Below are 13,424 nucleotides of genomic sequence, written 5' to 3'. Positions count from 1 at the left end.
CAGGTGAGGGTGATCAACCAGGGCGGCACCCGCTCGGACAACGCGGACGGCTCGGTGACCGTGCGCGGCGCCGACTCGGTCGTGCTCATCCTGGCCGCGGGCACCGACTACACCACCCGCTACCCGGCCTACCGCTCCGGCGTGCACCCGCACAACGCGGTCACGCAACGGGTGGACCGGGCGGTGGCCAAGGGATTCGACCGGCTGCGCGGCGGTCACGTGGCCGACCACCGGAGGCTGTTCGACCGGGTGCGCCTCGACGTCGGCCAGCAGATGCCCGACCTGCCGACCGACGAACTGCTGCGCGCCTACCGCGACGCGAACACCCCGGTCGCGCACCGGAAAGCGTTGGAGGCGCTGTACTTCCAGTACGGCCGCTACCTGCTGATCGCGTCCTCACGGGCCGGATCACTGCCCGCGAACCTGCAGGGTGTGTGGAACAACTCGGCGACACCGCCGTGGAGTGCGGACTACCACACGAACATCAACCTGCAGATGAACTACTGGCCGGCCGAGACCACGAACCTCTCCGAGACCACGGCACCGCTGTTCGACTACGTGGACTCGCTGGTACCACCCGGCGAGGTCACCGCGCGGGAGATGTTCGGCGACCGCGGCTGGGTGGTGCACAACGAGACCACGCCGTTCGGCTTCACCGGTGTGCACGACTGGGCGACAGCGTTCTGGTTCCCGGAAGCGGGCGCCTGGCTTGCCCAGCACTACTACGAGCACTACCTCTTCACCAAGGACGAGTCTTTCCTGCGGACGCGGGCCTATCCGGTGCTGCGGGCACTCGCGCAGTTCTGGATGGACGAGCTGGTGCCGGATCCACGTGACGGCAAGCTCGTGGTGAACCCGAGCTACTCCCCCGAACAGGGCCCGTTCTCCGCGGGCGCCTCGATGTCGCAGCAGATCGTGCACGACCTGCTGACCAACACGGCCGAAGCCGCGACCATCCTCGGCGACCGCGAGTTCGCCGCCCAGGTGAAGTCCACTGTGGACAAACTCGATCCCGGACTGCGGGTGGGCTCCTGGGGTCAGCTGCAGGAGTGGAAATCGGACTGGGACGACCAGACGAACACCCATCGGCACGTGTCCCACCTGTTCGCGCTGCACCCCGGCCGGCAGATCACGCCGCAGGAGGATCCGGTGCTGGTCAAGGCGGCACGGGTGTCGCTCACCGCGCGCGGCGACGGCGGCACCGGGTGGAGCAAGGCCTGGAAAATCAACTTCTGGGCACGGCTGCTGGACGGCGACCACTCCCACAAGATGCTGGCCGAACTGCTCGCGACCAGCACCCTGAACAACCTGTGGGACACCCATCCGCCGTTCCAGATCGACGGCAACTTCGGCGCCACCGCGGGAGTCGCCGAGATGCTGCTGCAGAGCCATCGCGGGGTGATCGACATCCTGCCCGCGTTGCCGCGCTTCTGGGACACCGGCTCGGTCACCGGCCTGCGGGCGCGCGGCGACGTGACGGTGGACATCAAGTGGGTCAACGGAAAACCGACCAGCATCCAGCTCACGGCCGGCCGGAGCGGGCCGCTGACGGTCCGAGCCGCGGGCGAGCAGTTCACCATCAACGCCACCCGCGGCACGGTCCACGTGGTGCGCGTGCCGGCCTGATCGGCTCTCAGGACACGTGCAGCTCCTCGAGGTCAGCACTCTCGATCTGCTGGCGGAGGCGGAACTTCTGGATCTTCCCCGAGCCGGTGAGCGGTAGTTCACCGGCTCTGAACCAGCGGGCCGGCGTCTTGTGGGGCGCGAGCCGGGCGCGGCAGAAGTCGTGCAGCTCGGCCGCGCCCGGCACCTCGCCGGGCCCGTTGGGCACGATCACCGCGGCGACGATCTCACCCCACGTGGGATCGGGGAGCCCCAGCACGGTGACGTCGCGAACGCCGGGGTGGGTGAACAACACCTGCTCGATCTCGGTCGCGTAGATGTTCTCCCCGCCCCGGATGATCATGTCCTTCAGCCTGCCGGTGACCCGCAGGTAGCCGCGGTCGTCCATGGTGCCGAGGTCACCGGTGTGCAGCCAGCCGTCCGCGTCAACGGTTTCGGCGGTGCGTTCCGGCAGGTCGAAATAGCCGATCATGGTCTGGTAGCCGCGGGCGCAGATCTCGCCCTGCTGCCCGATGGGCACAGTCCGCCCGCTGGCCGGATCGCGAATGGCGACCTCGAGCTGCGGCAGGGGACGTCCGGCGGTCGTGGCCTTGTCGTCGAGCGAGTCGTCCGGGCTGGTCTGCGAGACCACCGGCGACAGTTCGGTCTGGCCGTAGACGGCCGTGAACCGGGCACCGAAGCGCTGTTCGACCCGGTGCACGAGCTCCGGGGGAATCGGGCTGCCGCCGGAGAGCACCGTCGACAGGTGAGCCAGGTCGACGTTGTCGAAGCCGGGATGCCCCAGCATCGCGATCAGCATCGTGGGCACCCCTGCCAGCAGGTCGCCGCGGTGATCCTGGACCGCGCCCAGCACGAGTGCGGGCTCGAACAGCTGACACAACACGTAGGTGGCCCGCTGGTGCGCGGACCCGAGCACGCCGATCGCGCATCCGGCGGTGTGGAACAACGGCATCGCCGAGACCAGGGTGCCCTGCTGCGGCAGCTGCGACCGGTCGATCATGAACCGGGCGTTGGTCACCAGGCCCCGGTGGTGCAGCAAGGCTCCCTTGGGAAAACCGGTGGTGCCGGAGGTGTACTGGATCTGCGCGGGATCGCCTGGCGAGACGGTGGGCAGCTCGCCGCCGTCGCGATGAGCACGCACGGTCTCCTGCCAGTCCGCGAAGCAGAACGTCGAACGCAGCTCCGGCAACCCTTCGCCTGCCTGCCTGGCGATCGCCGACATGTCGCTGCCGCGGAACTCCGCGGTGTGGAACAACCCGGCGGAACGGGACTGCTCCAGCACGTAACGCAGTTCCGCCGCGCGCAGGGCGGGGTTCGCGGTGACGAGGACGACCCCGGCCAACGCGGCGCCGTACTGCAGGATGATCCACTCGGGGATGTTAGGCGCCCACACGGTGATCCGCTCGCCAGGCGAGAACCTGGTCAGCAACCAGTGTGCGCACTGCTCGGCCTCCGCCAGCAGTTGCCGGTAGCTCCACTGCCGATCCGTCCGGTCCGCGCCCGCGAGTGACGGCGAGCCCGGCGGCGCGACCTCGACCAGCGCGATCTGGTCACCCGAGTCCAGAGCGGCCGCACGCAGCAGGTCCCCTGTGGACAGTTCCAGAACGGCGCTGCTCGTGTCCGCCGGCCAATGAGCCTGGTTCACGACTTCTCCCCGCCCAGTTCCGCCGCGGCGGGAATCGGTCCGCCGCCGTCGGGGATCGGTTTGCCCGAGTCACGCCACTGCACCGCGGCCGGAAACCCGTGCTGCGCGGCGAACTCCTGGAACCACCGGCCCTCAGGCGAGTGCCGGGTGATCCCGTCGAAGAGCGTGGCGAGGATCTGGGTCCCGTGCAGGCCCATGTTGTCGTAGGCCTGGTTGATCATCAGCTTCTGCATCGCCAGCTGGTTCACCGGGACCCCCGCGATGCGATCGGCGAGCGCCTCCACCGCGTCGTCGAGCTCGGCGGCGGGGACGGCCTGGAGCACCAGACCCCAGGCGGCGGCCGTCGTGCCGTCGATGGTGTCCCCGGTCAGCAGCATCCGCTTGGCCCGTTCGGCACCGAGCCGGTAGACCCACATCGCGGTGGTCGGGCAGCCCCACACCCGTGCGGGCATGTAGCCGATGCGAGCGTCCTCCGCCATCACCACCAGGTCGCAGGACAACGCGATGTCACTACCACCCGCGACCGCGTACCCCTGCACCTTCGCGATGGTCGGCTTCAACGAGCGCCAGAGGCTGAAGAAGTCGTCGGTGTTGCGCTTCATCAGCTGGTAGTCCCTGATCGGGTCCCACACCGGTGGCTGCGTCAGCTCGCCGTCCTCCGCGTACTGCTTGAGGTCGTAGCCGGAGCTGAACGCACGTCCGTTGCCCTGCAGCACGATCACGTGCACCGCGGGGTCCTCGTTGGCCCGCTCGACCAGCTCGCGCAACCGGCGGGCCACCTCGGTCGTGATCGCGTTCAGGCGATCCGGCCGGTTCAACGTCAGGTACGCCTTGCGGTCGCGCACCTCGTAGCCGATGACGTCACTCACGGTTCTCTCCCTCCAGCACGGCCTTGACGACCGCGGCCCAGTCGGTGATCAGGCGCTCGGTGCCGCGCTCGCCGCGCAGCACGTCGGAGATCGCGAGACCGCGCAGGAACTGCACGGTCAGCGCCGCCACCACGGGATAGCGCTCGTGGGCCACGAGGTCCGCGCCGAAGACCCCGTCGATCACCCGGTAGAGGTCTGTGCGCGCCCGCTTCTCCTCGTCGCGCAACACCTCTCGCAACGCGGGGTCTGTCCGGGCGGCGGCCCACAGCTCCAGCTCGGCGACGAACGCCGGCCGCACCATCGACGCGCACAGCACCCGGATCGCCCGCTCGATCCGGTCCGGCCCGGCGGGCACCTCGGCCTCGGCCTGCCGCACCGCTGCCTCGTTGTGCTCCATCAACAACCGGATGGTGGCACCCAGCATCGCCTCCCTGGTCGGGAAGTGGTGCAGCAGAGCACCCCGGCTGAACCCACCGGCCCGCTGCACCTCGACCGTCGTCGTCGCGGCCAGCCCGCGCTCGACCAGGAGATCCACCGCGGTCTGCACGATCCGCTGGCGCGTCGCTTCCCGCTGCGCCGCCCGCACGCCTGATGACATGGGCCGGACCATTTCACAGTCACACCTGACTGTCAATTGAGCCGCAGGCAACCAGCAGCTTGCGTCGAGGTCACGAATTCGAAAGGGTCTATGTTAACGCTCACAAAGCGTGGATCATCATGCCGCGTTCCCGTTTGCGGACGCTCCGACCCTGCGAGGAGCAGCATGCGACGATCCACTCTGCTCGTCATCCCGGCCGTACTGGCGACCCTGGCGACGCCGGTGGCCAGCGCGGCCACCGGCGGCAGCTTCGAAGTGCTGACCTACAACGTGGCTGGCTTGCCAGAAGGTCTGTCCTCAGGCCATCCCGCGGTGAACACGCCGTTGATCAGCCCTCGGCTGGCGCCCTACGCCGTCATCAACGTCCAGGAGGACTTCAACTACCACGCGGCCCTCTACGCGGGCGACAACCACGCCTACCGCACACCCACGAGCGGCGGGGTGCCGTTCGGCAGCGGCCTGAACACGCTGTCCCACCTGCCCTACAACGACCTCGAACGCACGAAGTGGTCATCCTGCAACGGCACGGACTGCCTGACGCCCAAGGGATTCTCGTACAAGCGGATCAGGCTGGCCGACGGTGTGTACGTCGACCTCTACAACCTGCACCCCAACGCCGGCACGGAAACCGCCGACCTCGCCGCACGCCGGTCGAACATCAGCCAGCTGTCGCAGTTCATCGCGGCGAACTCGGCGGGCAACGCGGTCATCGTCATGGGCGACACCAACACCCGCTACACCCGTGCGGACGACAACATCCGCGAACTGGTCAGCACCAACGGTCTCACCGACGCCTGGGTGCAGCTGGAACGCGGCGGCCAGCCGCCGGCGGCGGGTGACCCTGCACTGGTGTGCGACCAGGCCGCGCCCACCGACTCGTGCGAGGTGGTCGACAAGATCCTCTACCGGGGCAACCGGCAGATCACCCTGACCGCCCGCGACTACCGCAACGAGAACGCGGCTTTCCTGGACGCCCAGGGCAAACCGCTCTCCGACCACTTCCCGATCGCCACGAAGTTCGACTGGACGGCCGACGACGGCATCAAGCTCAGCGACGAGATCGGTGGCCCGCACGGAAGCCCGTTCACCGACCTCTCGGCGGTTGATCTGGGCGCCGTGCGCACGCTCACATTGCGTGGTGGCAGCAGACTCGACCAGATCGCGTTCACGCTCGCCAACGGCAGGACGTTCAGCCACGGTGGCAACGGCGGCAGCGCGTCGACCCTGACGCTCGAGCCCGGCGAGCACCTCGTCTCCGCGAAACTGAGCCAGGGCAAGTACGACGGCCGCACTCGGGTGTTTTTGGCGGCGTTCACCACGGACCGCGGACGCACGCTCTCGGCGGGGCAGCAGACCGGTGAGACGCTCACCGTCACCGCGCCCGCCGGGTGGCGCATCGCCGGGTTCACCGGCCGATCAGGAGACGAGGTCGACCGCCTGGGTGCGATCTTCGCTCCCAAGTGACCGAACGCCGGCCATCACCACCCAGACGCTCCACAGGAGATGGCCGGCGAAGTTGACGACGTCCGCGCCCGGCACGTCCAACGGGGGTCAGCACGCCCGTCGCGATCATCATCGCGGCGGGCCGGCCGAGCCACGGGGCGATGCGCAGGGCGCGGACGATCGCCACCGTCCAGACCGCGGTGAACAGGTAGCCGAGCGTCTCGCCGATCACGACGCCCAGCACGAGGTTGAGCGTGGCCCGGTCGGTCAGGTGCGGCACCACCAGCGGCCGTCTGAGCAGGCCGACGACCTGCACGACCGCCGCTGTGACGCCGAGCCAGGCGGTGCGTCCGTGCAGCAGTAACGCGAGCGGGTCGAGAAACGCCGCAAATGCTTCGAAGCCGTTCCAGCACAGGCGTTCGCGTGGGTACTGGACCGGGTTCTGGACGGACTGGTTCGCGACTAGCGGATCGGCGCGTTGCGGGCCGTGCGGATCACGCGGTCGTGGTCGGCGACGGACATCAGCCCCTCCCCCACCCACTGCCGCGCCACCGCGGTCACCCGGTCCAGGAACACGCTCCTGGCCGAGAACGGCGCGGCCACCCACACCTCGTCGAGGAACGTCGACCCGTTCGCGCGCACCGGGTTCGCGACGCCGGAGTCCACGCCGGCGAACACGATCTTCGGCTCCGCGCGGCGGAAGTACGAGTGGAAGGCGTGCTCGGTGCCCTCGAAGAACGGCGCCAGCTCGACCTCGCCGAGCCGGAAGTGCAGCGGGCTGCCCGCGATCGGCTGGAGGTTGGCCGCCAGGTCACCGGACAGCGCCGCGCGACCGAGCAGGCCGAACTCCAGGAACTCGCGCCGGGCGTCCCGCGCCACCAGGTTGATCGGGCCGTACCTCAGCGACTGCACGAGCGGCTGGTCCGGTGTCCGCTCCGCCTGCAACGCGAACGGCATGCGCACGCGCACAACATCTCCGTCGCGCCACCACCGGGACAACGTGACGTAGGTGCCGGGCAGGGCGTTGAGCCGCTGCCGTTCGCCGTTGACCGTCACGGTGAACTCCCCCGCCCACGCCGGCACCCGCAGCGACAGGTCGAACCGCGCCCGGCCGGTGATCCGCAGGGTGGTGCCCTGTTCGAACGGGAACCCGGTGGTCTGGGTGAGCGTGACGCCCTTCCACTTCAGCACCGACGGGCTGTAGAGGTTCACGTACAGCCGCGAGTCGTCGGCCGCGCGGAAGTACACCGAGTCCTGGTACTTCGTCGCGCTCTCCATGCCCGTGCCCTCGCAGCACGTCGTGCCCTGCTTCGGCGTGAAGTCCCGCACGGCACCCGGCGTGAGGCCGATGAAGTACGTCATCAACGGCAGCTCGGCGTCGGCACGGTCCTGTTTGGACCCCAGGATCTGGTTGTAGAGCGCGCGTTCGTAGTAGTCGAAGTACTTCGGCGACTGCTCGTGCAGGAAGAGCTGCCGGCTGAGCTTGAGCATGTTGTGCGCACAGCAGGTCTCGGCCGTGGCGTCGGTCAGCGAGCCCGCGACGACACCGCGCGCCTTCCAGAACTCGCCCGTGCTGGTCCCGCCGATGCTGAACATGCGCGGCGGTACGACCATGCCCCAGAAGTTCTTCGCCGCGAGCCAGTACCGCTGCTCGCCGGTTGCCTCGTACAACCGGACCAGCCCGGTGAAGATCGGGATGTGCTGGTTGGCGTGCAACCCGTCCAGCACGTCCCGGTTCTCGGCGCACGCGGTGATCAACGAGTCGAGGTCGAACAGCCGGGCGAGCTCCAGGTGCTTCCCGTTGATCGCGTGCAGGTCCATGATCGTCTCGACGATGCCGCCGTACTCGCCGCTCGAGAAGATGCCCCACATCCGCTGCCGCACCTCGGCGGGCAGCTTGCCCAGCCGCGAGAACATCCAGTCGCACAGCCCGTCCGCGAGATCCAGCGCTCGCGCGTCCTGGGTGTTGCGGTAGGCGTCGACCAGGCCTTTGAGGATCTTGTGCGCGGTGTAGTAGGGCGCCCACACGGTGAGGTAGTCCGAGCGGGTCATCGTTTCCAGCGTGATGAACTGCGTTTCCGGGTAGGCGGCCAGGAAACCGGGATGGCTCGGACCGCCCCAGGTGCGCCGCAGGGTGGCGTGCCGCCCACGTCCGGACGCGTCGGCGAACGTCCCGCCGGTCGTCTCGTCGAACGCGTAGGAAGCCAGATCTCCCTTGAGCGGCAGGCTGATCTCCTCCGCGGTCAGCGCACGGGAGAACAGGTTCACCTCGTCCAGCGCTCCCGCGAACACCGGGTCGCCACCGAAGTGCGACCGCCCCAGCCAGTGGTGCGCCAACGTGCCCAGCGCGGCGGGGTTCAACGACATCGCGGTGTTCACGCCGGCCTGCACGCCGTTGACGTACAGCGTGCCGGTGGTGCCCGCGATCGTCACCGCGACATGGCTCCACTCGTTCAACGGCAACGGCGCGGTGCCGTTGATGCCCTGCTCGGCTCCTGGCCCGTTCGTCGTGATGGCGAAGCGGGGCACACCGTCGCCGTTGCGGGCGGCCAGGTACAGGTAGCGGGTGGTGTCGTTGCCGAAGTCGAAGATCCGCGCCCAGTTCGCGTGGTGCGACGGCCGCACCCGCGCTGTTAGCGTGAACATCGCGGGCAGCGGCTCGGCCGGCAGCTCGACGAACTGGTACGAACCGCGCACCTGTTCCACCGCCCGGCCGGACTTCCCCGGCACGCTCAACACCTGCGGATCACGGCGCAACGCGGCCCGGCACTCGGTGAGCGCGCCGAGCATCGTGCGGATCTTCTCCAGGAACACGGCGTCGCCGGTGCTGCCGTACGCCTGGGACAGCATCGACAGGAAGTGCCCGGTGTAATGGCCGCGGAGGTTGCCGTTCGCCTCGCCGTCGAGGCCTTCCCAGCCCCCAGGTGCGATGGCGCCCAACGTGTCCAGGCCCGCGTTGGCCCGGAACACCTGGAGCAGCCGGTTCACGTCGTAACCGCGGGCGTAGGCCAGGACGAGGTCGCGCTTCTTCGAGAACACACCCTCGGACAGTGCGACCTCGGACAGCGCGAACGGGCTCAGGCTTCCCGGCGCGACGGCGTTCGGAGCCGCGAAGGCCTCACCTTCCACCGTGCCGAGCAGCGGCACTGCGGCGGCCAGGGAGGTCACCTTGAGGAAGTCCCGCCGTGCGAACCCGTCCGCCATGCGCCTGCTCCTCACGCTCAAATTGTGAGCGCTAACATAGGCGGCACGCCGAGTTGCGTCAACGCTTCGCGGGTGTTTCGGCGAGCCGCTGCCGCACCACCTGAGCTCCAACCCGCCCAGTAAGTCGTAGGTGGCAAAGCACCATCACCCACAACAGCGGAACTCGACGGCGCCCTCCCGCACATCCCCTCAACTCGCCCAGCCACCAGGCCTCCAGCTCACGGTCCCCCATCCCCCACAAGCAGTTCGGCGAGCCGCTGCCGCACCACGTCGACCTCCGGCATGTGCAACGAGTCGTAGATCGGCAGAGCGGCCTCCCACAGCCGGCGTGCCTCAGCGACCTCGCCGATGTCCGCCCGCGCCGCCGCGAGGTCGTCCAGCGACCGGGCCACCTGCTCGCGATCTTCCATCTCCTGGGCGTGCATCAGCGCGTCCCGGTGGCACGCCAGTGCTTCTGCGTGGCGGCCGTCCGCACGGACCGCCCGGCCGCGCCCGTTGAGCGCCGCGCACTCGAGCAGGCGGTCGCCCAGTTTCACCGCGACCGTCTCGGCCTGTTGATGCAGGCCGGCCGCCTTCCGGTACTGCCCCATGCGCTCGTGGGCGGTGCCGAGGTTGATCAGCACCTCGGCCTCGCCGACGGGGTCGCCGATCTCGCGGAACACCTCGATGGCCTGCCGGTGGTGCTCAAGTGCTTCGGAGTGCCGTCCCCACCGCGAGCAGATCCGGCCGAGATCGGTGTGCGCGATCGCTTCGGCCGCGCGGTCGCCGACGTCGTGCAGGATCTGCAACGCTCGCCGGTGGTGGTCGTGCGCCTCCTCCAGCCGCCCGTAGCTCTGCAGGGCGCTGCCGAGGTCGTTGAGGATCCGCCCCTGCCCGACCCGCTGGCCGATCTCCGCGTAGATCTCGGCCGCCTGCCGGTAGCACCCCATGGCCGCCTCGTGCCGCCCGAGGCTGTGCTGCACCTGTCCGATGCTGGCCAGCTCGACGGCTTGCTGACCGCGGTCGCCCGCTTCCCGGCTCAGCGTCAGCGCGAGGCTGTAGGAGGCGAGCGCGTCGTGGTAGCGGCGAGCCCTGCCTTCGTTGTTCCCCAACGCGTGCAGCGTCCGCGCCTCTCCCGCCAGATCGCCGAGCCGCCGGTACAGCCGCAGCGCCCGGCGGTAGTGCTCGTCGGCCTCGCTGTACGCACCGGAACGGGCGTGGGAACGCCCCAGTTCCAGCAACGACCGCGCCCGGCCTGCCGCGTCACCGAGGTCCTCGGCCGCGGAGAGCGCGTTCTGGTGCACCGAGAACGCGTCGGCGTTGTGGTAGCCCACGTTGAGGTGCTGGTCGATCACCCGCGCGATCTTGACCGCGTATCCCGCCAGGTCACCGCCGGCGGTGCCGGTGATCGCGACGAGCGTGAGCCGTTCGGTGTCCAGCCACGTTTTCGCGGCGGCCGCGGTCATCGCCGGCTGCCGGTCCAGCCCGGATTCGCCGCGACGCCACCGTCTTGTGTACGGGTAGAGGGCGTCCATCGCGTCCAGCGCGCCGGTCAGGTGGTGCTCGTAGAGATTCCTCAGCGCGTCCTGACGGTCGGACTCCGGCAACTGTTCCGCACGCTCACGGGCGAAAGCGCGCAGGAGGTCGTGCATCGTCCAGCGGCCCTCGCCCGCACTCTCCACGAGGTGGGCGTGGTGGAGCACGTCGAGCAGATCCCGGCCTGCGCGCACGTCCACACCAGCGAGCGCGGCAACCGCGGCGGCATCGGTGTCGCGGCCCGGATGCAGTCCCAGCAACCAGAACAGGCGGTTCGCCGCGGGTGGCAGGTGTCGTTCCGACCAGGAGAACACCGCCCGCACGGCGGTGTCCGCGTCGGCCCCGGCCTCCAGCAGGTCCAGCCGGTGCCGTTCGTCGGCGAGGTCGTCGAGACCGACCCGCCCGCGCCGGGCGACGAGCTCGGCCGCGACCCGCAGTGCGAGTGGCAGCCGGGCACAGTGCACCGCGAGATCTTCGAGTTCGCCGGCGGTGGCCACCTCGTCGCCGACGAGCAGGCGCAGCAGTTGAACCGCTTCGACGGGACCGAGCACGTCCAGCCCGACCCGATGCGCGCCGTCGCGTGCCACGAGCCCGACGAGGTCGTCGCGACTGGTGATCACGACGACGCTGCCCCTCTCGGCGGGCAGCAACGGACGGACGTGGGCAGCGTCGCGCGCGTTGTCGAGCACCACGAGAACACGTTTTCCGGCAGTCAGGCTCCGGTAGAGCGCGACCTGGGCGGACAGGACGCCTGGCATGCGGTCCGCGGTGACCCCGAGTGCGGCGAGGAATCCGTACAACGCTTCTTCCGGCGGCAGGGCTCCTTCCGGATCGAACCCGCGCAGGTTGACGTACAGCTGCCCGTCGGGGAACCGGTCGGCGACGCGATGTGCCCACCGCACGGCCAAAGCCGTCTTGCCCACGCCCGCCGTGCCGCACACCGCGACGACGGCGATCGTGTCCCGCGCCGCGGCGACCGCGGTGTCGACGGCGGCGAGCTCGGCCTGACGACCGGTGAAGCCCGGCACCAGCGGCGGCAGCTGTGCCGGACGCGGGTCCACGACCCTGACCGGCTGCGGCGCGACCAGCAGCCGCGGGTCGTGTGCGAGAACTCGTTCCTGGATCTCCGCCAGTGCTGGAGACGGCTCGACACCAACATGTTCGACGAGTCGCCGCCGTGCCCGTTGAAACGCTTCGAGGGCCTCGGCTTGGCGGCCAGCCCGGTACAGGGCTGTCATCAGCTGGCCCCACAGCCGTTCGTGGCCGGGATGCGCGGCGGTGAGGTCCGAAAGTTCGGTCACCAGCTCCGCACCGGACCCGGCGGCCAGGTCGGCGTCGACGCGGTCCTGCACGACGTCGACGGTCCTGCACGACGTCGAGGCGCACCCCGGCCAGCCGGATCCGTTCCGCCTCGAGCGCGGCGACCCCGTCGAACTCGTCGAACGGCCTGCCCCGCCAGAGTTCCAGCGCGGAGGTCAGCCGTTCGCGAGCGACCACAACGGTTCCGTCGGCCAGCGCCGCGTGTCCCTCCCTGGCGAGCCGCTGAAACCGCACGACGTCCACAATGTCCGGTTCCAGCAACACGTACCCCGGCGCACGCGTGGCGACCAGCACCGCCAACGGGCCGACACCCTTGCGGAGCCTGGACGAATATGTCCGAACTGTCCGCTCGGCGTCCGGGGGCGCCTGCGGGCCCCACAGTTCCGAGACGAACGTCGCGATGCTCACCGGCCTGCCCGCATACGCCGCGAGCAGCGCCAGCATCGCCCGCAACCTCGGGCCGCCGGGATCGAGCAGCCGTCCACCGGCTTCGACCTCGAACGGCCCGAGCACGCGAACACCGTCGTCCGGCATCCATCGCTCCGCCATCCGGCCTCCGCCCGTCCCTGATGCGCCGCAATGAGAGAGCAATCATCGGGCACGGGGATACGGGCGAAGACGCGGAGGCGGGCAAACTGCCGCTTGCGGTTAGACGGGGAACACGCCGTAGCGCTGCGCGGCGGTGTTGTTGCACACCCAGAGCTGCAACGCGAGGTTCTCGTCGGACCGTCCACCGGGAACGTCGAGGCAGTGGGTGTTCGAGCCGGCGACCCGCGACCGGAGCTCCACGAAGTCGGGCAGGCTCCGGTTCGCGTGGAACCGCTGGTTGCTGATGTTGGCGCACGGCCACTGGACCACCGGCGTGCCGTTGGTGGCGCCACCCAGCGCGTCCATGCACTTCAGCGTGACCGCGTTGCGGATCTGGAAGTTGGAGTTGTCGTGGTCGACGAAGTCCCACCGCTGGAACGGGCTGCCGTTGCAGGTGGTCTGCACGATCGGCACGCCGTCGGCGGACGAGTTGCCCTGCGGCGCCAGGCACTTGCCGCTCACCGTGCTCCGGACGGTCACGTCGAAGTGGTCGTCGGCGAGCGCCGGCGCCGCCGTGGCCACCAAACCGGCCACGGCGGTCGTCACGGCGAACGCCGACGAGGCGATCCACTTTCTCATTCGGGTACCTCCCCTGAACCTGGGCGCCTGAAGGCCGCCC

At 69.6% G+C, this 13,424-nt stretch carries 9 protein-coding genes and 2 pseudogenes; 2 read left to right on the top strand and 9 right to left on the bottom strand.

The window, feature by feature from the left end; translation table 11 throughout:
- Positions 1 to 1,626 (top strand): glycosyl hydrolase family 95 catalytic domain-containing protein (locus UK23_RS17440; RefSeq protein ID WP_045312607.1); only part of this gene is annotated, 1,626 nt, incomplete at its 5' end.
- Between the two features lie 7 nt (positions 1,627 to 1,633).
- Here the strand turns inward: UK23_RS17440 and UK23_RS17435 are convergent.
- The 3 genes from UK23_RS17435 to UK23_RS17425 are packed head-to-tail and all read right to left on the bottom strand — an operon-like array spanning position 1,634 to position 4,735.
- Entirely contained in the window at positions 1,634 to 3,268 is a 1,635-nt protein-coding gene (locus UK23_RS17435) for an AMP-binding protein (RefSeq protein WP_045312592.1), read from the bottom strand.
- Positions 3,265 to 4,137: a crotonase/enoyl-CoA hydratase family protein gene (locus UK23_RS17430; RefSeq protein ID WP_045312591.1), complete on the bottom strand. Its 873-nt coding sequence runs from the start codon at positions 4,135 to 4,137 to the stop codon at positions 3,265 to 3,267. The genes UK23_RS17435 and UK23_RS17430 overlap by 4 nt, the downstream gene beginning before the upstream one ends.
- Positions 4,130 to 4,735: a TetR/AcrR family transcriptional regulator gene (locus UK23_RS17425; protein WP_045312590.1), complete on the bottom strand. Its 606-nt coding sequence runs from the start codon at positions 4,733 to 4,735 to the stop codon at positions 4,130 to 4,132. Before UK23_RS17425 ends, UK23_RS17430 begins: the two co-directional genes overlap by 8 nt.
- Positions 4,736 to 4,900: 165 nt before the next feature.
- Between UK23_RS17425 and UK23_RS17420 the strand changes: the two genes are divergently transcribed.
- Positions 4,901 to 6,199, top strand: coding sequence for a jacalin-like lectin (locus UK23_RS17420; protein WP_045312589.1), 1,299 nt, complete (start codon positions 4,901 to 4,903; stop codon positions 6,197 to 6,199).
- On the opposite strand, the gene UK23_RS17415 is transcribed toward UK23_RS17420, so the two are convergent.
- The 6 genes and pseudogenes from UK23_RS17415 to UK23_RS17400 form a co-directional block, all read right to left on the bottom strand.
- Complete coding sequence (locus UK23_RS17415; protein WP_045312588.1) at positions 6,141 to 6,494, bottom strand: hypothetical protein; 354 nt, start codon at positions 6,492 to 6,494, stop codon at positions 6,141 to 6,143. The genes UK23_RS17420 and UK23_RS17415 overlap by 59 nt on opposite strands.
- A gap of 146 nt (positions 6,495 to 6,640) precedes the next feature.
- Entirely contained in the window at positions 6,641 to 9,397 is a 2,757-nt protein-coding gene (locus tag UK23_RS17410) for a beta-L-arabinofuranosidase domain-containing protein (RefSeq protein WP_196777778.1), read from the bottom strand.
- A gap of 203 nt (positions 9,398 to 9,600) precedes the next feature.
- On the bottom strand, positions 9,601 to 10,311 hold the full coding sequence (locus UK23_RS55020; protein ID WP_419503886.1) for a tetratricopeptide repeat protein: 711 nt from the start codon (positions 10,309 to 10,311) through the stop codon (positions 9,601 to 9,603).
- Positions 10,288 to 12,255: pseudogene (locus UK23_RS53790) on the bottom strand (BTAD domain-containing putative transcriptional regulator); the annotation flags it as partial. The pseudogene UK23_RS53790 and the gene UK23_RS55020, both read right to left, overlap by 24 nt.
- A 43-nt stretch (positions 12,256 to 12,298) precedes the next feature.
- A pseudogene (locus tag UK23_RS54605) lies at positions 12,299 to 12,751 on the bottom strand (AfsR/SARP family transcriptional regulator); the annotation flags it as partial.
- Positions 12,752 to 12,865: 114 nt separating this feature from the next.
- Complete coding sequence (locus UK23_RS17400) at positions 12,866 to 13,384, bottom strand: RICIN domain-containing protein (protein ID WP_045312586.1); 519 nt, start codon at positions 13,382 to 13,384, stop codon at positions 12,866 to 12,868.
- Positions 13,385 to 13,424 lie beyond the last annotated feature (40 nt).

The sequence above is a fragment of the Lentzea aerocolonigenes genome, assembly GCF_000955955.1.
In the GTDB taxonomy this organism is placed as follows: Bacteria; Actinomycetota; Actinomycetes; order Mycobacteriales; family Pseudonocardiaceae; genus Lentzea; species Lentzea aerocolonigenes_A.
This window is presented reverse-complemented; position numbering and strand designations above follow the sequence as displayed.